The 25,733-nt window shown below is 63.5% G+C and carries 24 protein-coding genes; 15 read left to right on the forward strand and 9 right to left on the reverse strand.

What is annotated here, in order from left to right; translation table 11 throughout:
• The first annotated feature begins 1 nt into the window (after window position 1).
• The 3 genes from ACQ4W6_RS04435 (at window position 2) to ACQ4W6_RS04445 (ending at window position 2,517) form a co-directional block, all read left to right on the forward strand.
• Complete coding sequence (locus tag ACQ4W6_RS04435) at window positions 2-523, forward strand: hypothetical protein (protein ID WP_436565968.1); 522 nt, start codon at window positions 2-4, stop codon at window positions 521-523.
• Window positions 520-1,887, forward strand: a complete 1,368-nt coding sequence (locus ACQ4W6_RS04440) for a sigma 54-interacting transcriptional regulator (RefSeq protein WP_436565969.1) — start codon at window positions 520-522, stop codon at window positions 1,885-1,887. The genes ACQ4W6_RS04435 and ACQ4W6_RS04440 overlap by 4 nt, the downstream gene beginning before the upstream one ends.
• A gap of 267 nt (window positions 1,888-2,154) precedes the next feature.
• On the forward strand, window positions 2,155-2,517 hold the full coding sequence (locus ACQ4W6_RS04445) for a BON domain-containing protein (RefSeq protein WP_436565970.1): 363 nt from the start codon (window positions 2,155-2,157) through the stop codon (window positions 2,515-2,517).
• A 107-nt stretch (window positions 2,518-2,624) separates the two neighbouring features.
• Here ACQ4W6_RS04445 and ACQ4W6_RS04450 read toward each other — a convergent pair whose 3' ends face one another.
• The 8 genes from ACQ4W6_RS04450 to ACQ4W6_RS04485 form a co-directional block, all read right to left on the reverse strand.
• Window positions 2,625-4,025, reverse strand: a complete 1,401-nt coding sequence (locus tag ACQ4W6_RS04450) for an FGGY-family carbohydrate kinase (RefSeq protein ID WP_436565971.1) — start codon at window positions 4,023-4,025, stop codon at window positions 2,625-2,627.
• Window positions 4,026-4,040: 15 nt separating this feature from the next.
• Window positions 4,041-4,355 carry an L-rhamnose mutarotase gene (gene rhaM / locus ACQ4W6_RS04455; protein WP_436565972.1) on the reverse strand — a complete coding sequence of 105 codons (315 nt, stop codon included), beginning with the start codon at window positions 4,353-4,355 and terminating at the stop codon, window positions 4,041-4,043.
• Between the two features lie 5 nt (window positions 4,356-4,360).
• The gene (locus tag ACQ4W6_RS04460) at window positions 4,361-5,329 is read right to left on the reverse strand and encodes an ABC transporter permease (protein WP_436566053.1); all 969 of its coding nucleotides are present in this window, start codon (window positions 5,327-5,329) and stop codon (window positions 4,361-4,363) included.
• An 83-nt stretch (window positions 5,330-5,412) separates the two neighbouring features.
• Entirely contained in the window at window positions 5,413-6,408 is a 996-nt protein-coding gene (locus tag ACQ4W6_RS04465; protein WP_436565973.1) for an ABC transporter permease, read from the reverse strand.
• A complete protein-coding gene (locus ACQ4W6_RS04470) occupies window positions 6,396-7,967 on the reverse strand; it encodes a sugar ABC transporter ATP-binding protein (RefSeq protein ID WP_436565974.1) in 1,572 nt (523 codons plus the stop codon). The genes ACQ4W6_RS04465 and ACQ4W6_RS04470 overlap by 13 nt, the downstream gene beginning before the upstream one ends.
• A gap of 77 nt (window positions 7,968-8,044) precedes the next feature.
• Entirely contained in the window at window positions 8,045-9,013 is a 969-nt protein-coding gene (gene rhaS, locus ACQ4W6_RS04475) for a rhamnose ABC transporter substrate-binding protein (RefSeq protein ID WP_436566054.1), read from the reverse strand.
• A 94-nt stretch (window positions 9,014-9,107) separates the two neighbouring features.
• The gene (locus ACQ4W6_RS04480) at window positions 9,108-9,947 is read right to left on the reverse strand and encodes a DeoR/GlpR family DNA-binding transcription regulator (RefSeq protein WP_436565975.1); all 840 of its coding nucleotides are present in this window, start codon (window positions 9,945-9,947) and stop codon (window positions 9,108-9,110) included.
• 96 nt (window positions 9,948-10,043) lie between these two features.
• Window positions 10,044-10,238 (reverse strand): hypothetical protein, encoded by a 195-nt coding sequence (locus ACQ4W6_RS04485; protein ID WP_436565976.1) that lies wholly within the window; start codon window positions 10,236-10,238, stop codon window positions 10,044-10,046.
• 24 nt (window positions 10,239-10,262) lie between these two features.
• Between ACQ4W6_RS04485 and ACQ4W6_RS04490 the strand changes: the two genes are divergently transcribed.
• From ACQ4W6_RS04490 to ACQ4W6_RS04520, 7 genes are all read left to right on the forward strand, one after another.
• Window positions 10,263-12,371, forward strand: a complete 2,109-nt coding sequence (locus ACQ4W6_RS04490) for a bifunctional rhamnulose-1-phosphate aldolase/short-chain dehydrogenase (RefSeq protein ID WP_436565977.1) — start codon at window positions 10,263-10,265, stop codon at window positions 12,369-12,371.
• Between the two features lie 67 nt (window positions 12,372-12,438).
• Entirely contained in the window at window positions 12,439-13,734 is a 1,296-nt protein-coding gene (gene rhaI / locus ACQ4W6_RS04495) for an L-rhamnose catabolism isomerase (protein ID WP_436565978.1), read from the forward strand.
• Window positions 13,735-13,861: 127 nt separating this feature from the next.
• The gene (locus tag ACQ4W6_RS04500; protein WP_436565979.1) at window positions 13,862-14,872 is read left to right on the forward strand and encodes a bile acid:sodium symporter family protein; all 1,011 of its coding nucleotides are present in this window, start codon (window positions 13,862-13,864) and stop codon (window positions 14,870-14,872) included.
• A gap of 75 nt (window positions 14,873-14,947) precedes the next feature.
• Window positions 14,948-15,874: a LysR family transcriptional regulator gene (locus tag ACQ4W6_RS04505; protein WP_436565980.1), complete on the forward strand. Its 927-nt coding sequence runs from the start codon at window positions 14,948-14,950 to the stop codon at window positions 15,872-15,874.
• A 77-nt stretch (window positions 15,875-15,951) separates the two neighbouring features.
• Window positions 15,952-17,355: an FAD-dependent tricarballylate dehydrogenase TcuA gene (gene tcuA / locus ACQ4W6_RS04510; RefSeq protein WP_436566055.1), complete on the forward strand. Its 1,404-nt coding sequence runs from the start codon at window positions 15,952-15,954 to the stop codon at window positions 17,353-17,355.
• Window positions 17,342-18,514, forward strand: a complete 1,173-nt coding sequence (tcuB, locus tag ACQ4W6_RS04515) for a tricarballylate utilization 4Fe-4S protein TcuB (RefSeq protein WP_436565981.1) — start codon at window positions 17,342-17,344, stop codon at window positions 18,512-18,514. Before tcuA ends, tcuB begins: the two co-directional genes overlap by 14 nt.
• A gap of 90 nt (window positions 18,515-18,604) precedes the next feature.
• A complete protein-coding gene (locus ACQ4W6_RS04520) occupies window positions 18,605-19,957 on the forward strand; it encodes an MFS transporter (protein ID WP_436565982.1) in 1,353 nt (450 codons plus the stop codon).
• A 368-nt stretch (window positions 19,958-20,325) separates the two neighbouring features.
• Here ACQ4W6_RS04520 and ACQ4W6_RS04525 read toward each other — a convergent pair whose 3' ends face one another.
• Complete coding sequence (locus ACQ4W6_RS04525; RefSeq protein ID WP_436565983.1) at window positions 20,326-21,231, reverse strand: LysR family transcriptional regulator; 906 nt, start codon at window positions 21,229-21,231, stop codon at window positions 20,326-20,328.
• 150 nt (window positions 21,232-21,381) lie between these two features.
• Here ACQ4W6_RS04525 and ACQ4W6_RS04530 point away from each other — a divergent pair, with 150 nt between their 5' ends.
• The 5 genes from ACQ4W6_RS04530 to ACQ4W6_RS04550 all read left to right on the forward strand — a co-directional run bounded on the left by ACQ4W6_RS04530 (window position 21,382) and on the right by ACQ4W6_RS04550 (window position 25,733).
• The gene (locus ACQ4W6_RS04530; protein WP_436565984.1) at window positions 21,382-22,614 is read left to right on the forward strand and encodes a benzoate/H(+) symporter BenE family transporter; all 1,233 of its coding nucleotides are present in this window, start codon (window positions 21,382-21,384) and stop codon (window positions 22,612-22,614) included.
• Between the two features lie 144 nt (window positions 22,615-22,758).
• Window positions 22,759-23,535: a molybdate ABC transporter substrate-binding protein gene (gene modA / locus ACQ4W6_RS04535; RefSeq protein WP_436565985.1), complete on the forward strand. Its 777-nt coding sequence runs from the start codon at window positions 22,759-22,761 to the stop codon at window positions 23,533-23,535.
• Window positions 23,536-23,549: 14 nt separating this feature from the next.
• On the forward strand, window positions 23,550-24,221 hold the full coding sequence (gene modB, locus ACQ4W6_RS04540) for a molybdate ABC transporter permease subunit (RefSeq protein ID WP_436565986.1): 672 nt from the start codon (window positions 23,550-23,552) through the stop codon (window positions 24,219-24,221).
• Window positions 24,222-24,226: 5 nt separating this feature from the next.
• Window positions 24,227-24,931: a sulfate/molybdate ABC transporter ATP-binding protein gene (locus tag ACQ4W6_RS04545; RefSeq protein WP_436565987.1), complete on the forward strand. Its 705-nt coding sequence runs from the start codon at window positions 24,227-24,229 to the stop codon at window positions 24,929-24,931.
• A 34-nt stretch (window positions 24,932-24,965) separates the two neighbouring features.
• Window positions 24,966-25,733, forward strand: coding sequence for a TOBE domain-containing protein (locus tag ACQ4W6_RS04550; RefSeq protein WP_436566056.1), 768 nt, complete (start codon window positions 24,966-24,968; stop codon window positions 25,731-25,733).

The raw sequence follows: 25,733 nt of genomic DNA on the forward strand, positions 1-25,733 counted from the left end.
TATGGCTGGCATGGCCGCCTGCGCGGTGCTACTGGGCGCTTGCGCCACCAAGCCCACACAGACGCCCGTGCTGGTGCAAACGCCGCCGCGCGTGGTGCTGGTGACCGATCCCCAGCTCAGCGAACTGCTGGCCTATCAAAACAGTGTGCGCCTGATGACGCCGTCGGAACTGGCGAAGGCGCAGGCAGACCTGGCCAAGGCCGACAGTGCGCCGCACAACACGCTGCGCCGCGCCATGCTGCAAGCAAGCGTGCACGGCCCCGGCGACCTTGCGCGCGCGCAAGCGCTGCTCGAACCGCTGGCCACGGCCACGGGCAAGGAGGCGCAACTGCTGGCGCCGCTGGCGCAGTTGCTCAGCAGCCATTATGCGGAGCTGCGCCGCCAGGAAGACAGCATCGACAAACTCAACACTCAGCTGCGCGAGGCCCAGCGGCGCATCGACCAGTTGAATGAGAAGCTCGAAGCGCTGAAAAACATCGAGCGCAGCCTGTCCGTGCGCCCTGCCGTGGGAGCGCCGAAATGAGCGAACATGCGCATATCCTGCTGGTCGACGATGACCCCGATCTGCTGCGATTGCTGACCATCCGCCTGCAAGCGGGCAACTATCGCGTCACGGCTGTCGGCAGTGCGGAAGCGGCGCTGGCGCGCCTGGCCGTGGAATTGCCGGCGCTGGTCATTACCGACGTGCAATTGCCGGGCCGCGACGGCCTGGCCCTGTTCGATGAAATCCGCCGCCAGCACTCGGCCCTGCCCGTCATCTTGCTCACTGCCCACGGCACCATACCCGACGCCGTCGAAGCCACGGCGCGCGGCGCCTTTGCCTACCTGACGAAACCGTTCGACGGCAAGTTGCTGATGGAAAAAGTGGCGTATGCCATCAACCTGTCCACTGTCATGCCGGCCCCGGCGTCCGGCGACGAGAGCTGGCGTGCCGAGCTGATCAGCCGTAGCGCGCAGATGGCCGAGCTGCTGGCCGAAGCCAAGCTGGTGGCTGGCTCGGATGCCAGTATTTTGATACGCGGCCCCAGCGGCACCGGCAAGGAGTTGCTGGCGCGCGCGCTGCACAACGCCAGCCGCCGCGCCAAGGCGCCGTTCATCGCCGTCAACTGCGGCGCCATCCCCGAGCAACTGCTGGAATCGGAACTGTTCGGCCACGTGAAGGGCTCGTTTACGGGCGCCGTCGGCAACCGTGAAGGCCTGTTCCTGGCGGCCGATGGCGGCACCCTGTTTTTAGATGAGATCGGCGACATGCCCTTGCCGCTGCAAGTCAAACTGCTGCGCGTGCTGCAGGAGCGGGCCGTGCGCCCCGTCGGCGCCGACCAGACGCGCCCGGTGGACGTGCGCCTGCTGTCGGCCACGCACCGCGACCTGGACATGGCCATGGCCGAGGGGCAATTCCGCGAAGACCTGTATTACCGCCTGAACGTGGTCACCTTGACCTTGCCGCCGCTGGCCGAGCGCCGCGAAGATATCTCCCTGCTGGCGAATCATTTCCTGCAGAAACTGGCGGCCAAGTACCAGAAGCCCCTGAACGGCTTCGCCCCGGACGCCTTGACGGCCCTGGTGGCTGCGCCATGGCCCGGCAATGTGCGCCAGCTGGTCAATGTCGTCGAGCAAGTGTGCGCGTTGGCCACGGCGCCGCTGGTGCCCCTGAGCCTGGTGCAACGGGCCTTGCGCGTGCCGTCGCTCGAAGCGCTCAGCTACAACGAAGCCAAGCAGCGTTTCGAGCGCGACTACCTGATCCAGCTGCTGCGCCTGACCGATGGCAACGTGGCCGACGCGGCGCGCCTGGCCGACCGCAACCGTACGGAGTTTTACCGTTTGCTGCAGAAATACGAGCTCACGCCAGCCCTATTCAGGCTTGACGGCGACCCTGTCGCTGAATAGCGACAAAAATAAAGTCTTTGGAATCAATGGCTTGCATTAAAGCATTGATAATGTTGCTACAAGCTGTCGCTGTCAGGCGACAAAAAGCCCGGATTTCCGGGCCAGATCGCTGCGAAACGGCGCGGAAAAATCAAGTTTTAAACTAAGTCGTTGATTTTAAAGGGATTTTAAAAGCTGGCACGGTGCTTGCTGTAAGGGTAGATGTGACGCTTCAAAGTGTTGCTTTATCCAAGTAAGAAGCTTTTAAACTCATTGAGAGGAACTACCATGCAAACATCGAAACTGTTCAATACCCTGGTTGCCGCCGTCCTGCTGTCGGGCGCTTCGATCACCGCTTCGCATGCAGCTGACTCCGCACCAAAAGCAAAAGCTCCTGCCGACACCGTGGTCGCCGCCAATGCCGCCGCCGCCGTACCAGATGAAACCATCACTTCCTCGGCCAAGGCCGCCCTGAGCGCCGATGCGCAAGCCGCCGCCCTGCCAGTCAAGGTTGCAACCCAGCAAGGCGTAGTCGTCCTGTCGGGCGACGTGCCGAGCGCCGAAGCGGGTGACCGCGTCGTGCAGATCGTCGCTTCCGTCAGCGGCGTGAAAGAAATCAAGAACCAACTGAAAGTCAAAGCCGCCGGCTAATCGCCTCGCGGTAACGCCACGCGGTAACGCCTCGCGCTGTACTTTACTCCGGGTTGCCCTGTCTGCGGACAGGGCATTTTTTTGCCTGGAATATTTGCCTGAAGAGCTTACGCTGGCAGCGCCTCCGCAGGTGTTGCTGCCTCTGCTTCCAGCGCCAGCGCCCGCCAGCGCGCGCGGTAGGCCGCCAGGCCGGCCAGGTCCGGCGCATTGGCCGGCGCTGCCTGCAGTGTGGGCGCCTTGCCCCAGTGATGCAGCATCCAGCCGCCGCAGGTGGTGCCGCTGGCGTCTTGCGACACGGCCACCGCTTGCCCCGGCCGCAAGGCTGCCAGCAGGGGCGCAAAATGCGGGTTGTCCGTGAAGCTGCCTTCCACGGTGACCGGCCCCTGGGCACCCAGGGCGTCGAGACAATAGTCACTCATCAGGGCGCAATACAGGGTCGCCAGCGCATAGTGTTCCCCGGGCGAGCGCGGCGCCGGTCCGACGATGCGTCCGGCCTGCCCCACGAACGGGCCGCCGGACTCGGCAAAACACGGCAGCGCCAGCGTGCCCTGTTTGACCAGGCGTGCCAGATCGTCGATGCCGCACATTTGCGGCGCCGTGCCCGCCAGGATGGAAAACTCGCGTCCGCCCATGAAGCGCATGCAGGCTACGGGCCGGCCCAGCGCATCGACATTGGCCAGCATGTCGGCCGTTTCATCGAGCTGCTGCAAGGGCACGCCAAACGCTGCGGCAATCAGCCAGGTGCCGCTCGACAATACCGTGCGGGGCCGGGCTTGCGCGCCCGTATCGAGATAGCGCAGCAGCGACGCATTGCTGTCATGGATACCGCACAGTACCTGGCAATCGGGCGGCAAGCCATTGTGCTCGCGCCATGCCGGCAATACCGGCCCCAGCGCGTTCCATGCCGCTTGCTGCGGCGGGAACAAGGTGCGCCAGCCCATCTTTTCGACCAGCGACGAATAATCCCCTTGCAGCGGCTGCCATAAATCCGTATGGCAGCCCAGCGACGTCACTTCGCTGGCCGCTACGCCCGACAAGCGCCAGGCCCAGTACTGGGGATAGGTCAGGATATGGCGCGCGCGGGAAAATTCCAACGGGAACGTTTTGGCCAGCCAGAACAGTTGCAGGCCCAGGTTGAGCCCGCAGGGCAGTTGCGGCGACAGGGTGTCGGCAAATGGTGGCCGCAGCGCGGCATACTCAGTTGCCAGAGACTGCGGCAGCGTGGATTCATAGTCGAGCACCGGCAGCACCAGGCCGTCGTCATCGACCAGGGCCGCCGTGGCGCCATGCGTGACGGGCACGATGGCCTGGATGTGGGCCAGCCGCGCAAACGCAGCCAGCGTTGCCTGCAGCCATGCCCATAGCCGCTCCGTATCATGGTGGGGGTACGGTGCGGCGTTGACGATGGTGTTCGCGCAGCGCTGCTCGGCCAGGATGGCGCCGGCAGGATCGAGCAGGGTCAGCTTGGCATTGGTCTTGCCGATATCGAGTACGACAGTCGCTTGCATGGGCGGGTGAGGTCCTTAATCCTGGTGAAATACGGGCAACAGCGGCACGCAGACGGGCGCCGCGTCGGCCTCGGTGTGCATCAGGTCGGCCATATGCAGCCACCAGCGGCGCATCACGGGATGCTGCGCCAGGCTGGCCATCGCATGGTTGTCGCTGCGGCGCAGCACGGCAAACAGCGCGCCACTGCCGGCGTCGAGAAAGATGCTGTAGTCATGCACGCCCGAGTCGTGCAGCAGGGCGGCCAGCTCGGGCCAGATGGCGTCGTGGCGGCGCTGGTATTCGGCGGCGTGTCCGGGCTTGAGCTGCATTGTGAAGGCGATCTGTTCCATGGTCTTTATTTCTTGCCTTGCTTGCGCTGGATCAAACGTGGCACGGCAATCGTGACCAACAACAGGATGCCGACAACGATGGTCATGATGACGCCGGGAATATTCACCAGCGCCAGGCCATAGGTGACCATGCCCAGCAGCAGCACGGCCAGCATCACGCCGGCGATGCTGCCCTTGCCGCCGGCGATGCTGACGCCGCCCAGGATGACCATGGTGATCACTTCCAGTTCCCAGCCCATGGCGATGTTCGGGCGCGTGCTGCCGATGCGCCCCGTCAGCAGCCAGGCGGCCAGGCCAGCCATGGCGCCCGTCGCCATGAACAGGGCAAAGCGGTAGCGGTCGACGGCGACGCCGGAAAAGCGCGCCGCGCCGGGATTGCTGCCGATGGCATAGATACGCCGGCCCCAGCTGGTGGCGTGCAGCAGCACGGCAAACAGCACGGCGAACACCAGCAGGATCACGAAGGGGCGCGGAATCAAGTCAAAAAAGTAGCCCTGGCCCCAGTCGATCAGCAGTTGCGGATAGCCGGTATAGGCCTGGTCGCCCAGCATCACGCTGGCCAGGCCGCGGAACAGGGCCACGGTGCCTATCGTCACGACGATAGAGGGCAGGGCAAAGCGCGTCACCAGCACGCCGTTCAGGCAGCCGCAGGCCGTGCCTGTGGCCAGCGCCACGAACAGCAAGGCGGGCGGCGGCACGCCGGCGTGGTGCGCATAGCCCATGGCCACCGAGGACAGCGCCAGGATGCCGGAGACGGAAATATCGATCTCGCGGCAAATGATCAGCAAAGCCATGGGCAGCGCGATCAGCGCCTTTTCGCTGAAATTGAAGGTGCTGTCGGCCAGGTTGTAGGCGTCAAAAAAATGCGGCAAAAACACGCTGTTGCCGACGAACACGGCCACCAGCAGCAGCGCCAGCAAGGCTTCCCAATGGGCCAGGTAGTGGCCGATGCGGTGCGCCTTGCGGTCGAGGATGGTGTAGCGCGAGCGCGCGGGGACCGGGACCGGGGCCGGAAGCGTGTCTGGCGCGCCGCTGTGCAAGTTTTGGGAGGTGGCGTTCACGTGGCGTTCCTGGTGGTCGGTTGTAGCATGGCCAGCGGCAAGATCTGGCGCCCGGCCTTTTTATTGCCGCGTGCATTGATCAAGACGGCCGTGAGGATCACGATGCCCGTCAGCGCGCTTTGCCAGAAGGGCGATACCTTGACGATCGGCAAGGCATTGTTGATGACGGCCAGGAACAGCGCGCCGAGCACCGCACCGCTGACCGTGCCGACGCCGCCGGCGATGCTGATGCCGCCGATCACGCAGGCGGCGATCACGGTAAATTCAAAGCCGTAGGCAATTTCCGAATACGCCACCGCGTAGCGGGCCACCCACAGGTAGCCGCACAGGCCGGCCATCATACCCGACAGGCCATACGTCCACAGCAGGCGGCGCGCGGTGGCGATGCCGACATAGCGCGCCGCCTGCGGCTGGTTGCCGATCGCATACAGGTCGCGGCCAAAACGCGTGTAGCGGGCCAGGTAGCAGGTCGCCAGGATGGCCGCCAGGGCGATCCACACCAGGTGCGTCACGCCCAAGAGGCGCGTCAGCGGAAAATCGATGAAGGCGGCGGGCATCTGGTGCGATGAGACCCACGCGCCGCCCGACAGCACGAACACCAAGCCCCGGTACACGCTCATGGTGCCCAGGGTGACGACGATGGGCGGCAAGTCCAGGTAGCCGATCATGTAGCCGTTGAGCAGGCCCAGCAGCAGACCGATGCCCAGCGCCGCCAGCACCACCAGCGCCAGCGGCAAGTGCGGGTAGTGCACCGCCAGCAGGGCCGACAGCATGCCCGACAGCGCCAGGTTCGATGCCACCGACAGGTCGATGCCGCGCGTGATGATGACGAACATTTGCGCCAGCGCAAGCATGATCAGCAAGGTGCTGTCGGTGAGCAGGTTGGCCAGGCTGCCCACGGTCAGGAAAACGGGCGAACGCAGGCCCACCAGCAGCACCAGCAGCACAATGAGCAGGGCCAGCTGGATTTCGCGTTGTTTCAGGTAGCGCATGCCAACTCCTCGCTAGTGTGGCTGCTGCCGGACGCGGCGGCGACGACGTTTTCCGGCGTCGCTTGCGCGCGCGCAAAGACGCGGTGGATGTGGCCCTGGTGCATCACCACGATGCGGTCCGCCATGCCCAGTACTTCGGGCAGCTCGGACGACACGAGGATCACCGACAGGCCTTGCGTGACGAGCTCGCTGATGAAGCGGTGCACGGCCGCCTTGGAGCCGATATCGATTCCCTTGGTGGGCTCGTCGAGGATGATCACCTTGGGTTTGGTGGCCAGCCACTTGGCCAGCACCACTTTTTGCTGATTGCCGCCCGACAATTCCGACACCATCTGCGTAAAGTGGCTGGCCTTCAATTCCAGCTGCTCGCTCAACTGGCGTGCGATGGCCGTTTCCTGGGCGCGCCGTGGCCACAGGAAGCAGCCGATGCCGTCAAGAATCGGCAGCGTAATGTTGTGCACGATGGACATCGACAAATGCGCGCCCTGGTGCTGCCGGTCTTCCGGCACATAGGCGATGCCGTGTTTGATGGCGTCGCTGGCGCAGGCGATGGCCACTTGCCGCCCGTCGATGGCGATGCTGCCGCTGACGCCGGGCGTCAGGCCGAACAGCGCCTGCATCACTTCCGAGCGGCCGGCGCCCACCAGGCCGTAGAAGCCGACAATTTCACCTTGCTTGACGGAAAAACTGACATCGCGAAATTCCGTCGGATGGCAAAAATTCGACACTTCCAGCAAGGTCTTGCCGAGGGCAATGTCCACCTTCGGGAACACCTGCTCGATGGTGCGGCCCACCATCAGCGACACCAGTTGCGGCTCGGTAATATCGGCCAGTGCGCCGGCAGCGACGAAGTGGCCGTCGCGCAGCACGGTATAGCTGTCGGCGACGGCAAAAATCTCGTCGAATTTATGCGAAATGAAAATGACCGCCGTGCCCGCCGCGCGCAGCTGGGCGATGATGCGGTACAGCTCGTGGATTTCGCGCTGCGACAGCGACGCCGTCGGTTCATCCATGATCACCACGCGCGCATCCTGCGACAGGGCGCGGGCGATTTCAACAAAGTGGCGCTGCGCTACGCTCAGTTCCCTGACCTTGGCCAGCACCGGCAACTGCACTTCGAGGCGGGCGAAGATCTGCTGCGCATCGGCCGCCATGCGGGCCCAGTCTATGCGCGCGGGAAACCCCGTTTGCGGCTGGCGTCCGATATAGATGTTCTCGGCCACGCTGAGCTCTTCGAACATCACGGTTTCCTGGTGCACGGCCGTGATGCCGGCAGCCATTGCCTCTTGCGGGCTGGAAAAAATGACGGCTTTCCCGTCCAACTGCATGCTGCCCGCATCCGGCTGATAGATGCCCGTCAGGGTCTTGACCAGGGTGGACTTGCCGGCGCCGTTTTCACCGATCAGCGCCATTACTTCGCCGGCGCGCACCGTCAAGCCGACCTCGTGCAGCGCGACGACGCCCTGGAAATGCTTGCAGATGCCGGACAGGCGCAAGACGGGGAAATTCGCCTGCTGCGCCAGCCCTGCCTGCGGGAAACTACTGGAATGCAATGACATGGTTTGTGCACCGAAAACGATGGAGTAAGGCTGGCCGCCACCGTCAGGCAGCCAGCGCAGGCGGTCGACAGCTTGCCTTAGAAAATCTTGGAAAACTTATCGACGTTATCCTTGTTGTAGGTGAATGGCGGCGCCAGCGCCGCTTCACCGTTGGCGTCCAGGGTCAGCTTGCCCATGCGGCCGACGGCGATGACTTCGCCGGGCTTGGCGCTGGCCTTGCCGGTGACGAATTGATGCGCGGCATAGGTGGCGGCGTAGCCCAGGTCGATGGGGTTCCAGATGGCAAAGCTCTTCACGGCGCCGCTTTTCACGTGGCCGGCCATTTCCGATGGCAGGCCCAGACCCGTCACATACACCTTGCCCACCAGTTTTTCATCGACCACGGCCTTGCCGGCCGCATTGATGCCCACCGTGGTCGGCGCGATGATGGCTTTCAGGTTGGGATTGCTGCGCAACAAGCCGATCGCTTCGCGATAGCTCTTGTCCGACTGGTCGTCGCCATACACGGTGGCCACCAGCTTGAGTTTGGAATACGCAGGCAGGGCCAGCGTCTTTTTCATTTCGGCTATCCAGATGTTTTGATTCGTCGCCTGCGCGGTGGCCGACAGGATGGCGATCTCGCCAGCGCCGCCGATGGCGTCGGCGGCCATTTCAATCTGTTTGAGGCCGATCAGGGGCGGGCTCGATGGATTGAGCTGCATCAAGCGCCCTTCCTTGGCCAGGCCGCTGTCAAACGAGATCACCTTGATGCCGCGCTGCATGGCTTTCTTGGTGATCGGCACCAGCGCATTGGCGTCGTTGGCGGAAATGACGATGGCGTTGACCTTCTGGCTGATCAGCGAGCTGATGATCTCGATCTGGCCTTCGGCCGTGGCCGTGGTGGGGCCCGTATAAATGATTTCCACGTCGCCCAGCTGCTTGGCCGCTTCATTCGCGCCCTCGTGGGCGGCGTCGAAAAAGCCGTTGCCCAGGTTCTTGACGACCATCGCGATCTTCAGCTTGTCCGCCGCCTGGGCACTGCTGGCCAGGGCGCCGATCATGCACATGCTCAATGCCGTCACCATCATCTTGTTCAGTTTCATGCCACGTCTCCTTTTATGGTTCATCGTGGTGGTCGACACCATGTCGCCAGCCCTCTGCTTATGCTCCTTGCCACTCCCGTTCCGCTTGGGACAGCGGCAAGGTCGGTTCCGCTACAACTTCGGGTGCTACCGCCAGTACCCTGACGCCGGATTGCTCCAGCATCTGTACTGCGGCGTCGGACGCGCCGGTGTCCGTGATGACGCAAGACACGCGGTTCAGGCCACACAGGATCAGGCCCGCCTTCCTGGCAAACTTGGAACTGTCGGCCAGGACGATCAACTCTTCAGCCTGGCTGATCAGGCGCTTCTCCGCCTGGATCAGCAAGGGATCCGCTTCCATCAGGCCCAGCATCGACAGGCCATACACGCCCATGAACATCTTGCCGGCGTAATGGTGCTGGCTGATGTCGTTGTCGAACGGACTCAAGATGACGTTTTGCTCACGATACACTTTGCCACCGGGCAAGATGATTTCGTTTTCGCTGCTCATCAGCAGGCGCTCGGCCATCAGGAAGGAATTGGTGAGGATTTTCAGGCGCTTGTCGACCAGGAATTCGACCATGCGGTAGGTCGTGGTGCCGCCATTGATGATGATGGTGTCGCCATCGGCGCACAGGCCGCAGGCGTGCCGGGCGATGGCGCGTTTTTGCGCGGCACAGCGGTCGATATTGTTTTGAAACGTTTCGCCCGACAGCGCAAACGTGCGCTGCTTCTTGGGCGGCAGGCTTTCCGCGCCGCCACGGCTGCGTACCAGCAGATTGCGCTCGGCCAGCCAGGCGATATCGCGCCGCACCGTCGCTGGCGAGGAACTGAGCCAGTCGACCAATTGATCGACGCTCGCCACGCTGTGTTCGGCGAGTAGTTTCAGCAAGCCTTTGCGGCGTTTGTGATTGACCACGTTGTCTCCTCATTGAGTCCTCTCCTGGCCTGCGGCTCAGGGACGACTTCTTTATCGGTGAGTCAGCCTAAGCAGTTGAGCAGTGCATGTCAACATTCAATCAATCAACATGGTGATTATTTGCCCAGCGCGCAAATCACTGAGCGGTACTCCGATCAACATGATGATTATTTGCGTTTCACTCATCATTTTGATTGCTTGTTGATTGACATGATGGGGCCGCTGATTTCTACTGAGTGCTGCTGCCGTCATGCTGCTGCGCGCACACAGGCGGCCATTGGCAGGACGCATTCATAACCATAATGGAGACACCGTATGACCGCCACGATAGACACCAAGCCGCCAGCGCCCATGGCCTCGCTGTGGGATGATGCGCATGCCGCGACCTTGAGTGAGCCGGAGCGCCTGCTGTACCGCTCCAACCTGCTCGGTTCAGACATGCGCATCACCAATTTCGGTGGCGGCAATACCTCGGCCAAGATCGCCATGACCGATCCCCTGACGGGCGAGCAAGCCGAGGTCTTGTGGGTCAAGGGTTCCGGTGGCGACCTGGGCAGTATCAAGCTCGATGGCTTTTCCACCCTGTACATGGACAAGCTGCGCGCCCTGAAGGGACGCTACCGTGGCCTGGTGCTGGAAGACGAAATGGTCGCCTACCTGCCGCACTGCACTTTTAATTTGAATCCGCGCGCGGCCAGCATCGATACGCCCCTGCATGCCTACATTGCGCGCAAGCATGTCGATCATATGCACCCGGACGCCGTGATCGCGATTGCCGCCTGCGCTGCCAGCCGTACGCTGACGCAAAAGATTTTTGAAGGCGAGCTGGGCTGGCTGCCGTGGCAGCGCCCCGGCTACGACCTGGGCTTGAAACTCGAAGCGTTGTCGCAGGCGCAGCCGCAGTTGAAAGGCATCATCCTCGAAGGCCACGGCTTGTTTACCTGGGGCGACACGTCCAAGTCCTGCTATGAAACCACGCTGGCCATCATCAAGCGGGCCGAAGACTGGCTGGCGGCGAACAGCCGGCAGCCGGCCTTTGGCGGCGCCCGGGTCGCCCCTCTGCCGGCGGCTGAGCGGGCGGCGCTGGCCCAGCGCCTGATGCCATTGCTGCGCGGCAAAATCAGCAAGGACGAGTACAAACTGGGCCACTTCGACGACAGCGCCAACGTGCTCGATTTTGTCTGCAGCGCCGACTTGCTGCCCCTCGCTGCGCTGGGCACTTCCTGCCCCGATCATTTCCTGCGCACCAAGATCCGTCCTTTCGTCATCGACTTTGATCCGGCGCAAGCCGACTTCGACAAGCTGGTGGCGGGCCTCGACGCCGCGCTGGCGGCCTACCGCGCCGACTACCTTGCCTATTACCAGCGCTGCAAGCACGACAACAGCCCCGCCGTGCGCGACGCCAACCCCATCATTTACCTGATACCCGGCGTCGGCATGCTGTCGTTTGCCAAGGACAAGGCCACGGCGCGCATCGCTGGCGAGTTCTACGTCAATGCCATCAACGTGATGCGCGGCGCCAATGGCGTCGACACCTATGTCGGCTTGCCGGAACAGGAAGCCTTCGACATCGAATACTGGCTGCTGGAAGAAGCCAAGCTGCAGCGCATGCCCAAGCCGAAGAGCCTGGCCGGGCGCATCGCCCTGGTGACGGGCGGCGGCGGCGGCATCGGCCAGGCCGTGGCGCGCCAGCTGCTGCAGGAAGGCGCGTGCGTGTTGCTGACCGATATCGACGGCGCCGCCCTGGAAGAAGCCGAGCAGAACCTGCTGAAAGTGGCCGGACGCGACAATATCGCCACGATACGCGCCAACATCACGGGCGAGCACGAGGTCGAAGCGATCCTGAACGCGGCCGCGCTGCGTTTCGGCGGCATCGACCTGCTGGTCTCGAACGCCGGCATCGCTTCCTCGGCGCCGCTGGAAGAGACCACCCTGGACATGTGGGAGCGCAACCAGTCCATCCTCGTCACCGGTTATTTCCTCGTCAGCCGCGCCGCCTTCCGCATCATGCAGCAGCAGCAATTGGGCGGCAGCATGGTGTTTGTTGCCAGCAAGAATGGCCTGGTGGCTTCCGGCGGCGCCTCGGCCTATTGCACCGCCAAGGCGGCGGAAATCCATTTGGCCCGCTGCATCGCACTCGAAGGCGCGCCGCACGGCATCCGCGTCAACGTCGTCAATCCGGACGCCGTCATCCGCGGTTCGCGCATCTGGGACGGTAAATGGAAGGAAGAGCGGGCCGCCTCGAACAAGATCGAGACGGGCGACATCGAGGAATTCTACCGCCAGCGCAGCTTGCTCAAACGCAGCGTGTTGCCGGAAGACATAGCCGAAGCCGTGTATTTCCTGTCCAGCGAAAAAGCAGCCAAGAGCACGGGCAATATCCTCAATGTCGACGCGGGCAACGCCGCCGCCTTTACCCGATAATCCCGATAATTGCACCCAAAAAAAACGCAGCCGGCCAGCGCCGGACTGCAGATAACGGAGACACAGCATGCACCCCATCATCGACAGCGGCCTGGTGGCCGAACACAATGCCACGCTGCAAGCTAACCTGGACGCCGACTATGCAGCCCTGGGCGGCGTGCTGGCACGCCGTGGCCAGGATATCGAACAATTGACTGCGCTGGCGCAAACCTTTGCCGTGGCCGTGCCCAGCTGGGGCGCGGGCACGGGCGGCACCCGCTTCGCCCGCTTTCCCGGGCTGGGCGAGCCGCGCAACGTGTTTGAAAAGCTCGAAGACTGCGCCGTGATCCACCAGCTGACGCGCGCCACGCCCGCCGTTTCCCTGCATTTTCCATGGGACAAGGTCAGCGACACGGCGGCCCTGCGCGAAATTGCCCACGGCCATGGGCTGGGTTTTGACGCCGTCAATTCGAATACCTTCCAGGACCAGGCGGGACAGGCGCAATCGTACAAATACGGCAGCCTGACTTCGCACAGCGCGGCCGTGCGGGCGCAGGCCGTCGAGCACAATATCGACTGCATCGAATTGGGCCGGGCGCTCGGTTCCAAGGCGCTGACGGTATGGGTGGGCGACGGCGCCAATTTCCCGGGCCAGCACAATCTGCGCGGCGCACTGGAGCGTTACCTGGACAGCATGCGCGACATTTACGGCGCCTTGCCCGCCGACTGGAATATCTTTATCGAGCACAAACTGTTCGAGCCGGCCTTTTACGCCACCACTATCGCCGACTGGGGCACCAGCTTCGCCTGCGCCAGCGCGCTGGGGCCGAAGGCCAAATGCCTGGTCGACCTGGGCCACCATGCGCCGAACACGAATATTGAAATGATCGTCGCGCGCCTGGCACAGTTCGGCAAGCTGGGCGGCTTCCATTTCAACGACAGCAAGTATGGCGACGACGACCTCGATTCGGGCAGCATCAACCCCTTCCAGCTGTTCTTGGTCTTCAACGAACTGGCCGACGCGGCCGCCCGCGACGGCGCCGCCTTCAAGCCCGCCTACATGCTGGACCAGTCGCATAACGTGACGGACCCGATTGAAAGCCTGATGAGCAGCGCCGTCGAGGTGCAGCGCGCCTTTATCCAGTCCGCGCTGGTCGACCGCGCTGCCTTGCGCCATCACCAGGAGGCAAACGACGTGCACGCCTCGGCGCAGGCGCTCAAGCAAGCGTTTCGCACCGACGTCGGCGCCATCCTGGCCATGGCGCGCCTGCGTTCGGGCGCCGCCGTCGACCCGGTGGCCTGCTACCGCGCCAGCGGCTACCGCGAGGAAACGGGGCGTGCGCGGCCAGCGAAGGCTGGCGCCAGCAGCAGCGGCATCGTCTAAGGAGGACATTAATGCTTCCAGGCAAGCTGCCTGGAAGCGGGTAGAATAGCCAGCACTGGCGCCGTTTCCGGCGCTTTTGTCATCCCAGGCACAGTGTTGCACGGCTGCGCCGCTACCAGGCTACTGCATGTCTTCTTTCTCTCCCGCCGCCCTGCTGCGCAATCTGAAACCCGATAATTTCACCATCGCCCTGCTCGTTACCGTGGCGTTGGCCAGTTTCCTGCCCTGCACGGGCACGACGGCCGTGGTCTTCGGCAATATCACCACCATCGCCATCGGCGCCCTGTTTTTCCTGCACGGCGCCAAGCTGTCGCGCGAGGCCGTGGTGGCGGGCGCCATGCACTGGCGCTTGCACCTGCTGGTGCTGGCCAGCACGTTTATCTTGTTCCCCCTGCTGGGCCTGGCCCTGCGCCCGCTGGCGCTGACCTTCCTCACGCCCGACCTGTACATGGGCATTTTGTTCCTGTGCGCCCTGCCGTCCACTGTGCAATCGTCGATCGCCATGACGGCCATGGCGCGCGGCAACGTGCCGGCCGCCATCTGCAGCGCCTCGGCCTCGAATTTCATCGGCATCTTCCTCGCCCCGATACTGGTGGGCTTGCTGGTGGCCAAGGGCGCGGAAAGCAAGTCGTCCATCGACGCGGTGTTGTCCATTGTCATGCAGTTGCTGCTGCCGTTTTTGGCTGGCCAGTTCCTGCGCCGCTGGATCGGCCGCTGGGTCGACCGCCACAAGGCTGGCCTGAAATTCGTCGACCAGGGCTCGATCCTGCTGGTGGTCTACACCGCCTTCAGCGAAGCCGTCAGCGAAGGCCTGTGGCATACCATCTCGGTGGAAACCCTGGTCGCCCTGGGCCTGATCAGCATCTTGCTGCTGGCGCTGGTGCTGGGTATTTCCACTTTTGTCAGCCGCCGCCTGGGTTTTAGCAAGGAAGACGAAATCGCCATCGTCTTTTGCGCCTCGAAGAAAAGCCTGGCCAGCGGCGTGCCGATGGCCAAGGTACTGTTCTCCACCCGTTCGCTGGGCATGGTGATCCTGCCGCTGATGCTGTTCCACCAGATCCAGCTGATGGTGTGCGCCGTGATCGCGCAGAAATATGCGCGGCGCGACGAAGAGGTGGCAGTGAGCAAGTATGGCTGAGGCCGTGTCTGAGTGGCAGGCCTTTGCTGCGCAATGGCGCATGCTACTATCCCCGTTTTATTGCACCGGTGAACCATGGAACTAAGGCAGCTCCGCTATTTCATCCGCGTCGTCGAATTGGGCAGCATGGGCCGGGCGGCCGCAGACCTGGGCGTGGTCACGTCTACCCTCAGCCAGCAAATCAGCCGGTTGGAGGGCGAACTCGCCACCCGCCTGTTACGCCGCACGACGACGGGCGTCGTCCCCACTGACGCTGGCTTTGCCTTCTGGCGCCAGGCGCAGCTGGCATTGCGCCATGTCGACGAGGCGGCCCGCGCCGCGCAGCACGCGCGCCTGTCCGGGCACGTGAGCGTCGGTCTTGCGCCATCGACGGCATCGGTGCTGGCGCTGCCGTTCATGAACGGCTTGCGTGCCCGCTACCCCGACATCCGTTTGCATCTTGTCGAAAGCCTGTCAGGCAACCTCGCAGCCATGCTCAATGCGCGCCAACTCGATCTGGCGATCGTGTTCGAGACGGACGGGGCCAAACGCCTGAGCGCGGCGCCGCTCCTCGATGAAAGCCTGTTTGTCATCGGCTCCCCGCAGCTGGTTGGCATGCCGAAGGGCAAGCAAGTGCGCCTGCGGGAGATCGGCGCCTTGCCCTTGGCCATGCCGAGCGGCACCCACGGCTTGCGGGCGATCGTGGCAACCGCGTTTGCGCAGGTCAGGTGCGAACCGAACATCGTCGCCGACATCGACGGCCTGGCCATCTTGATGGATGTCGTGCGCGCCGGGCTGGCGGCGACCATCCAGCCCGGCGCGGCAACCTCGCGCCTTCCCGCCTCCGAGGTGCGGCTGGTGCAGGTGGTGGACGCCGGCGTGCGCCGCCGCAACCTGCTGGCCAGCCTGCCTGAGGATGAGCTCTCGCCGGCGGTACTGGCCACCCGCATCGTGCTGCGCGACGTGGTGCGCGAACTGGTCGCCGGCGCCAAATGGCCTGGCGCAAGTCTTCACGAATCCTGAACGCGGCTTGTGTAAGCGGCGACTACCGGAGTTGAACCAGTCCACCTAGAATTTACCCCACAACAAGGAGGTAAATGATGGTGGATGTACTGGTCATTGGTGGCGGCAATGCGGCACTGTGTGCGGCCCTGATGGCGCGCGAAGCGGGCGCTTCGGTCCTGCTGATCGAGGCGTCGCCGCGTGAATGGCGCGGCGGCAACTCGCAACACACGCGCAACCTGCGCTGCATGCATGACGCGCCACAAGACGTGCTGATCGACGCTTATTCCGAGGAAGAATACTGGCAGGACCTGCTCAAGGTCACTGGCGGTATCACCGACGAAAAGCTGGCGCGCCTCGCCATTCGCGCTTCGTCGAGCTGCCGCGACTGGATGCGCCGGCATGGCGTGCACTTCCAGCCGCCATTGTCCGGCGCGCTGCATGTGGCCCGCACCAACGCCTTTTTCATGGGCGGCGGCAAGGCCCTGGTGAACGCCTATTTCCGCAGCGCCGAACAGCTCGGCGTCGAGGTGCGCTACGACACGCCGGTGGTGTCCGTCGAGCTCGACGGCGACCGCTTTGTTGCCGTGCATACAGCCAAGGGCGAACGCATCGCCGCGAAAAGCTGTGTGCTGGCGGCCGGCGGCTTCGAGTCGAACCGCGAATGGCTGCGTGAAGCATGGGGCCAGAACGCACGCGGCGAATGGCCGTCCGACAATTTCCTGATCCGTGGCACGCGCTTCAACGAAGGCGTGTTGCTCAAGTACATGATCGCTGCCGGCGCCGATGCGATCGGCGACCCGACCCAGGCCCACATGGTGGCGATCGACGCCCGCGCGCCGCTCTACGACGGCGGTATCTGCACCCGCATCGACTGCGTCTCGCTCGGGGTCGTGGTGAATCGCGAAGGCGACCGTTTTTACGACGAGGGCGAGGACTTCTGGCCCAAGCGCTACGCGATCTGGGGCCGCCTGGTGGCGCAGCAGCCGGGCCAGATCGCCTACTCCATCACCGACCAGAAAGCCATCGGCCGCTTCATGCCGCCGGTGTTTCCCGGCACCGTGGCCAACACGCTGCCCGAACTGGCCCGCCTGCTCGGCCTGCCTGAACAAGCCTTCGTGCAGACCGTGCAGGACTACAACGCCGCCTGCTGTCCCGGCAACTTCGATCACACCGCGCTCGACGACTGCCGCACCGCCGGCCTGGCGCCCGCCAAGACGCACTGGGCGCGGCCGATCGATACCGCGCCGTTCTACGGTTACGCGCTGCGCCCGGGCGTCACCTTCACCTACCTTGGCCTGAAGGTCGACGAACGCGCCGCCGTGCACTTCGGCGGCCGCCCCAGTCCCAATCTCTTCGTCGCCGGGGAAATGATGGCCGGCAACGTGCTCGGCCAGGGCTACACCGCCGGCGTCGGCATGGCCATCGGCACCGCCTTCGGGCGTATCGCCGGCACTCAGGCAGCACTCGCTGCAAAGAAAGTACAACATGCAACAGCTTGAATCCCTGATGCGCGAAGCCAGCACGCTGGCCAAGGGCAGCTATCCGACGATCCCTATCCTGAGCGCGAATGAGGCCGAAGTCGGCCGCCAGATGACGGTCTGCAATTCCTGCCGTTATTGTGAAGGCTATTGCGCCGTGTTCCCCGCCATGACACGGCGTTTGGAATTCAGCAAGGCCGACATCAACTACCTGGCCAACTTGTGCCATAACTGCGGCGCTTGCCTGCATGCCTGCCAATACGCGCCGCCGCACGAATTCGCCATCAACGTGCCGCAGGCCATGGCCAAGGTGCGCCTCGAAACCTATACCGACTACGCCTGGCCGCCCGCCCTGGGGGCGTTGTACAAACGCAACGGCCTGGCGCTGTCGCTGGCGCTGGTGGCCGGGCTGGCGCTATTCCTGGCGCTCGCCGCCAGCGGCCAGGGTTCGCTCTTGCAGGTACCGATGGGCGGCAGCTTTTATACGATCTTTCCGCACAACCTGATGGTGAGCCTGTTCGCGCCCATCTTCCTGTTCGCACTGCTGGCGCTGGGCCTGGGCGTGCGGCGCTTCTGGCGCGACGTCACGCCCGGGGCCGCCTCGGCGGCCGCCGTCGGCGACGCCGCCGGCAAGGTGCTGCGCCTGAAATTTTTGGGCGGCGGGCATGGCGCCGGCTGCAACAACGCCGACGATGCCTTCTCGGTGGCACGGCGGCGCTGCCATCACCTCACGTTTTACGGCTTCATGCTGTGCTTCGCGGCGACCAGCACGGCCACCCTGTATCACTACCTGTTCGGTTGGGAGGCGCCCTACGCTTTCGGCAGCCTACCCAAGCTGCTGGGCATCACCGGTGGCGTCGCGTTGCTGCTCGGCACCGCCGGCCTGTTCGTGCTGAACGTGCGCCGCCATCCCCTGCAAGGCGATGCCGCCCAGAAGCCGATGGACCGCGGCTTCATTGCGCTGCTGTTCCTGACGGCCGCGAGCGGCCTGATGCTGATGCTGGCGCGCGGCACCCCCGCCCTGACGCTGGTGCTGTGCATGCACCTCGGCACGGTGATGGCACTCTTCCTCACACTGCCATACGGCAAGTTTGCCCATGGCATCTTCCGTAGCGCGGCCCTTCTCAAGTGGGCGATCGAGAAGCGCCAGCCGAACACGCTGCAGCTGGGAGACGACTGAGCAGCAAGCGTTTTACGTCCGATGACGCCTTTGCCCGGCGCATCGCGGTCAGGACCAACGGCATAACCAAAAAAAAACGGAGACACCAACATGACCGGCAAAACCAGCCACACAGGCGCAACGGTTGCTGCGCCCCCATCGAAGTTCGGCGCCGTACTGCGTGTGACCAGCGGCAACTTTCTCGAACAGTTCGACTTCTTCCTGTTCGGCTTCTACGCGCACTATATTTCGAAGGTATTCTTTCCAGTCGATAGCGAATTCGCGTCGCTGATGCTGACGTTCGCGGTGTTCGGCGCCGGTTTCCTGATGCGCCCGCTCGGCGCGATCATCCTCGGCGCCTACATCGACAAGGTTGGCCGCCGCAAGGGATTGATCGTCACGCTCTCGATCATGGCCAGCGGCACGGTCCTGATTGCCCTGGTTCCAGGGTACGCATCGCTCGGCCTGTTCGCGCCCGCGCTGGTGCTGATCGGTCGCCTGCTGCAAGGCTTCTCGGCCGGGGCCGAACTGGGCGGCGTTTCAGTCTACCTGGCGGAGATCGCCACGCCAGGCCGCAAGGGCCTTTACACCGCGTGGCAATCGGCCAGCCAGCAGGTCGCCATCGTGATGGCGGCGGCGCTGGGATACGGCTTGAATCAGTGGCTGTCGCCGGCTGAGGTGGCCGCGTGGGGCTGGCGCATCCCGTTCCTGATCGGCTGCGCGATCGTGCCTTTCATCTTCATTCTGCGCAGAAGCCTGCAAGAGACCGCCGAGTTCCAGGCGCGCCGCCATCATCCCGACACCCGCGAAGTATTCGACTCGATGCTGCGGAACTGGCGCACGGTACTGACCGGCATGCTGTTCGTCGCGATGACCACCACCACTTTCTACCTGATCACCGTCTACACGCCGACCTTCGGCCGTACCGTGCTGCATTTGAGTACGGCCGACAGCCTGCTGGTCACGCTGCTGGTGGGACTGTCCAATTTCGTCTGGCTGCCGATCGGCGGTGCGCTATCGGACCGCATCGGCCGCAAACCCATCCTGGTCGGCATCTCCCTGCTGGCGCTGCTGACCGCTTACCCGGCGATGTCGTGGCTGGTCGCCAACCCCAGCTTCGGACACTTGCTGGCGGTGTTGCTGGTGTTCTCGTTCTATTTCGGCATGTACAACGGCGCCATGGTGGTAGCGCTGACAGAAGTCATGCCTGTCAACGTCCGGGTAGTCGGCTTCTCACTCGCCTTCAGCCTTGCCACCGCCGTCTTCGGCGGATTCACTCCTGCCATATCGACCTATCTGATCGAACTGACCGCCAACAAGGCTTCGCCCGGCCTGTGGATGAGTTTCGCGGCACTGTGCGGGCTGGTGGCGACCTTGATGCTTTACCGGCGAGGTGGCGCGGCGAGCCGCGGCGAGCGGCAGGAAAGCGCCGGCCGCCAAGGCCGGTCAGCCGCACGCGCCTGACTACTTCGCGAAGCGCGTCGGGGTCTGCCTATCAGACACGGCCTCAGTCATACTTAGGAGCCGTTCAAAAATGACTGTCACATTTGGATCGTCTCTGGCCGGCGCGCTGCGGCGTTGCTCGTCGTCGCCATAGCTCGCTATGGCTCCTTCTCCCGCCTTGCATCGCATCCCGCCAGAGTCCCCCAAACGTAACACTTATTTATTCCCGGCCCCTTAACTGCTAAAGTAGCAGCACCAACGGATGCCACAATCATGTCTATCGCTCAGTGAATCAAGCAATGTCTGCTTTTAAAGCACGATACACGATAGGCATAAGGCGAGTTCAGGCTGAGATCATGTCCGAATGGCAGGCTTCTGGCTAGGAAGGGCTAGATGGGTGAGGACCCGTTCTGGAATAGCGTCGCCAGCCAGTCGATGAACACCCGCAGCCGGGGCGTCATGTGGCGATGGTGCGGATACAAGGCCGTTATCGTTAGATCGGGCGGCCGGTACTGAGGCAGCAATTCGACCAGTTCCCCTTCCTGAAGCTGACGAGCGACATGGTAGTGCGGCACTTGCACGATGCCGTAGCCGGCCTCGCAGGCGGCCACATACGATTCGCCATTGTTGACCGCCATGCTGGCGCGCAGTGTTCGGGTCTGCACCTGGCCATCGACGCAGAATTCGAGCGCCTGCAATTTGCCGGTGGTGGAGGAGAGGTAATCGATGCTCTGAAGCTGTTCGAGCTGCTCGAGGCTATCCGGCAGTCCGTGCCGGGCCACGTAAGCGGCGCTGGCGCAGCTCACCTGCCGCAGTGCCGTCAGGCGCCGCGCGACCAGGGTCGAGTCGTCCAGTTCGCCGACCCGCACCACGCAATCGACGCCTTCGCGCACCAGGTCGATCATGCGGTCGCCGGCACCGATCTCCAGCACGATCTCGGGATAGCGCTGGTGGAAGTCGGGCAGCGCGGGGATCACCACCAAGCGTCCCAGGGAGGCCGGCAGGTCGATTTTCAGGCGTCCGCGCGGATGCCAGGCGGCCTGGGAAAACACGCTTTCGGCCTCGTCGATGTCGGCCAGGATGGCCACGCAGTGCTGGTAGTAGGAGCGCCCGTCCAGTGTTGCGCTGACCTGGCGGGTCGTGCGCTGCAGCAGGCGTGCCCCGAGATGGGCCTCTAGCTGCTTGATCAGGGCGGTCGCCGATGCGCGCGACAGACCGTGCTGCTCCGCCGCCTTGGTAAAACTGCCCAGTTCCACGATTCGGGTAAAGAGCTGCATTGCTTGAAAACGGTCCATGGCGTCGAAACTTTGTTCAGTTTTTCTGAATAGAGTTGCAATTTTACGCCTATTTATCAATTACTCCTTAGCAAATATACTTCGTTGTCCATGCTAGACGCGGCTATCGTTCAGCATGCCTGCCATGCATAAAACAATACGGAGAACAATATGATTCACAAGGATTTTTCGATCTCGGCCATAACGGCGGGTTTCCTGGCGGTGCTGATTTCCTATTCCGGTCCGCTGATCATCTTTTTCCAGGCGGCAAAGAGCGCCCAGGTCGCGCCCGAGATGATCGCCTCCTGGGTCTGGGCGATTTCGATCGGGGCGGGGCTGTCGGGCATTGCGCTGAGCTGGTGGTTCAAGGTGCCGGTCGTGACTGCATGGTCGGCCCCAGGCACGGCGCTGCTGGTGACGCTGTTTCCCGAGATGAGCCTGAACCAGGCCGTCGGCGCCTACATCACTGCGGCCGTCATCCTGTTCCTGATCGGGATGTCCGGCTATTTCGACAAGCTGATGCGCGCCATTCCCAAGGGCATCGCCTGCGCCATGATGGCCGGTATCCTGTTCCAGTTTGGCGTGGGTGCCTTTCAATCCGTGAAGTCGGCGCCGGCACTGGCTTTCGGCATGATCGTCGCCTATATCTTCTTTAAGCGCCTGTTTCCCCGCTATTGCCTGGTGCTGTTGCTGGCCACCGGCGTGGCGCTGGCCGTTGGCCTGGAGGGAGCGAATCTGCATGGCGTGACGATGACGCTGGCCAAGCCAATATTCATCCAGCCGGAATGGACTTGGCATGCCACCCTGAGCCTGGCGATTCCGCTGGTCCTGGTCAGCCTGACCGGGCAACTCTTGCCAGGCATGGCGATTTTGCGCAGTTCCGGTTACAACACCCCGGCACGGCCGCTGATCGCCAGCCTGAGCCTGGTATCGGTGGCGGTCGCTTTCTTCGGCGGCATCACCATCGTGATCGCGGCGATCACTGCCGCGCTGTGCACCAGCAAGGAGGCGCATGAAGACCACGACAAGCGCTATATCGCAGGGATCGCCAATGGCGTGTTTTATCTGCTGGGCGCCTGTTTTGCAGGAACCATCGTACTGCTGTTCACGTCCTTGCCGAATACCTTTATCGCCGTGCTGGCGGGCTTGGCGCTGATCGGCGCAATCAGCAGCAATATCCTGGGCGCGGTGCATGACGCCGATCACCGCGAAGCGTCGATGATTACCTTTCTCGCCACCGCCTCCGGCATGTCGATTGGCGGCCTGGGCTCGGCCTTTTGGGGCGTGGCGATCGGTTCGCTGGCATACCTGGTGCTGCACAAGCCCTGGCGCGCCCGGCCTGCGGTGGCCGAAGTAGCCGGCCCGGGAACGGATGGCGCTGCCGTGCAATCGACAAAAGTTTAGTCTGAATGCAAACCGTCGCACCGCCGAGGTCGAGGTTTGCCATTCGCTGGCCCTTATCCCGGAATGCTTGACCTTCGCGATGGCAAGGCGCTATATATAAGTGTATATTACGCTCCTTGTTCTCTTCTCTTCAAGGATACGACCATGCGCCTCACTTCCATCGCCAAACTCCTCGGCGCCGCTTTGCTGGCCACTGCCGCCTCGTCCGCCTCTGCCGGCGAAGTGGTGGTGTCGGCTGCGGCCAGCCTGACGAATGCGTTCAAGGATGCGGCGCAGGGCTATGAGGCGCAGTATCCGGGCAGCAAGGTGTCGCTGAATTTTGCCGCCTCGGGCGTGCTGCTGCAGCAGATCGTCAAGGGCGCGCCCGTCGACGTGTTTGCTTCGGCCGACCAGGAAACCATGGATACGGCGCAAAAGCAGGGGCTGGTATTGCCGGCCGACCGCCATGATTTCGTCAGCAACAGCCTGGTGCTGATCGTGCCGCACGACAGCCGGCTGGGCATCAAGAGCCTGGCTGACCTGACGCAGAAGGGCGTGACCCGCGTGGCCATCGCCAATCCGGCCAGCGTGCCCGTCGGGCGCTATTCGGAAGGCGCGCTGAAGAAGGCCGGGCTGTGGGAAGCCGTGCAGGCCAAGGCCATCAGCACGCAAAACGTGCGCCAGTCGCTCGACTACGTGGCGCGCGGCGAAGTCGATGCCGGCTTTGTCTACGCCACCGACGCGGCCATCATGCACGATAAAGTCAACGTGGTGCTGGAAGTGCCTTTGGCCACGCCCGTGCTGTACCCGATCGCCACCATCAAGGACAGCAGCAATGCGGCCGAGGCGAAGCGTTTCGTCAGCTACCTGCAGACGGCGCCGGCGCAAGCGATCCTGGCCCGCTATGGATTCAAGCAAGCTAACGGTTTCAAGAAGCCATAAGCTGACGCGCGCGCATGGATATCGCCTGGACCGCGCTGGCCCTGTCGCTGAAAGTGGCGGCGTGGGCCACGGCGCTCAATTTGCTGCTCGGCATCGGTACCGGCTATCTGCTGGCGCGCACGCGTTTTCCCGGGCGCGAGCTGCTCGACGCCCTGTTGACCTTGCCGATGGTGATGCCGCCCACCGTGCTCGGCTATTACTTGCTGGTGTTATTGGGCCGGCGCGGCACGCTCGGCATCTGGCTGCAGGACAACTTTGGCATCAATCTCATCTTCACCTGGCAAGGCGCCGTGATCGCCTCCACGGTGGTGGCCTTCCCCCTCGTCTTCAAACCGGCGCGCGCCGCCTTCGAGGCTGTCGATGGCCAGCTGGAGCAGGCTGCCCGCGTGCTGGGCATCTCGGAAATGGCCATTTTCTTCCGCGTCACCCTGCCGCTGGCGTGGCGCGGCATCCTGGCCGGCGTGCTGCTGGGTTTTGTGCGCGCGCTGGGCGAGTTTGGCGCCACCCTGATGGTGGCTGGCAGTATTCCCGGCAAGACGCAGACTTTATCGGTCGCCGTGTATGAAGCCGTGCAGGCAGGCCAGGACGATGTCGCCAACACGCTGGTGCTGATCACCTCCTTTGTTTGCATCGTGGTGCTGCTGTCGGCCGGCCGCCTGGCGCCCGGGCGCATCGCTCACAAATGACCGCCATGCAACTTGATCTCGACATTCGCGCCACCTTGCGCTCCGGCAAACGCCGTTTTGACTTGCACGTGCAATGCACGTCCGGCAGCCAGCGCATCGCCATGTATGGCCCGTCCGGGGCCGGCAAAAGCATGACCCTGAAAGCCATTGCCGGTTTGTATACACCGGACGCAGGCCATATCCGCCTGAATGGCCGCACCCTGTTCGATTCCGCCGCCGGCATCAACCTGCCGCCGCAGCAGCGCAACGTGGCCTATCTGTTCCAGGATTACGCCCTGTTCCCGCACCTGACGGTGCGCCAGAACGTGGGCTTTGGCCTGGCGCGGGGCTGGTTCAATCCGCGCGCGCGCGAAAAGCTGGCCAAGGTCGAGCATTGGCTGGCCGCATTTGACCTGCTGGAACTGGCGCACCAGTTCCCCGACGAGTTGTCCGGCGGCCAGCGCCAAAGAGTGGCGCTGGCGAGGGCTTTGGTGGCCGAGCCTGCCGCCCTGCTGCTCGATGAGCCATTTGCCGCCCTCGACCCCGACCTGCGTGTCAAAATGCGCCTGGAGCTGAGCCAGTGGCAGCAGCGCCTGGCCGTGCCCATGATCCTGATCACACATGATCCGGAAGATGCGCGCATCCTGGGCGAACATGTGCTTTACTTGCGCGACGGAAAAATCGACAGCATGGACAACAAGGTGGCATTGGTGGATAAATTCAGTGGATAAAACAGCGGAAATTGGCCTGCAAGGCTCGGTATGGATGACGGTGGGCGGCGAACACCTGGGCGGCGCCGGCCGCGTGGCGTTGCTGGGCGCCATTGCCGAGTGCGGCTCCATCACGCAGGCGGCGAAAGCCGTCAAGATGAGCTACAAGGCGGCCTGGGACGCCATCGACGCCATGAACAACCTGGCCGGCGAGCCGCTGGTCGAGCGCCTGACGGGCGGCAAGGGCGGCGGCGGCACACACCTGACGCAACGGGGGCGCCAGCTGGTCGACAATTTCCGCATCATCGAGCGCGAGCATGCGCGCTACCTGCGCCAGCTGGGCAGCCAGGCGGAAGGCATTGCCGACGATTTGTTACTCATACGGAGAATGGCCATGAAAACCACGGCACGCAATCAATTCCTGGGCAAGGTTGCCGAACTCAAGACGGGCGCCGTGAACGACGAAGTCACCCTGAAATTGCCGGGCGGCCAGCACATCGTCGCCATCGTCACGCAGAGCAGCAGCGAAAGCCTGGGCCTGGCCGCCGGCGTGGAAGCGTTCGCGCTGATCAAGGCCTCGTCCATCATCCTCGTGGCCGACAGTGACGGCGCGCGTTTTTCCGCCCGCAACCAGCTGGCCGGCAGCGTCATCCGCGTGCAGACGGGCGCCGTCAACACGGAAGTGGTGCTCGACTTGCCGCGCGGCGGCACGATTGCCGCCATCATCACCAACCAGAGCAGCACGGACCTGGGCATTGCCATCGGCAGCAGCGTGACGGCGATTTTTAAAGCTTCCAGCGTGATCCTGGGCGTGCCCGCTTAA

It is taken from the genome of Janthinobacterium woesei (assembly GCF_051380875.1).
Lineage (GTDB): Bacteria > Pseudomonadota > Gammaproteobacteria > Burkholderiales > Burkholderiaceae_D > Janthinobacterium.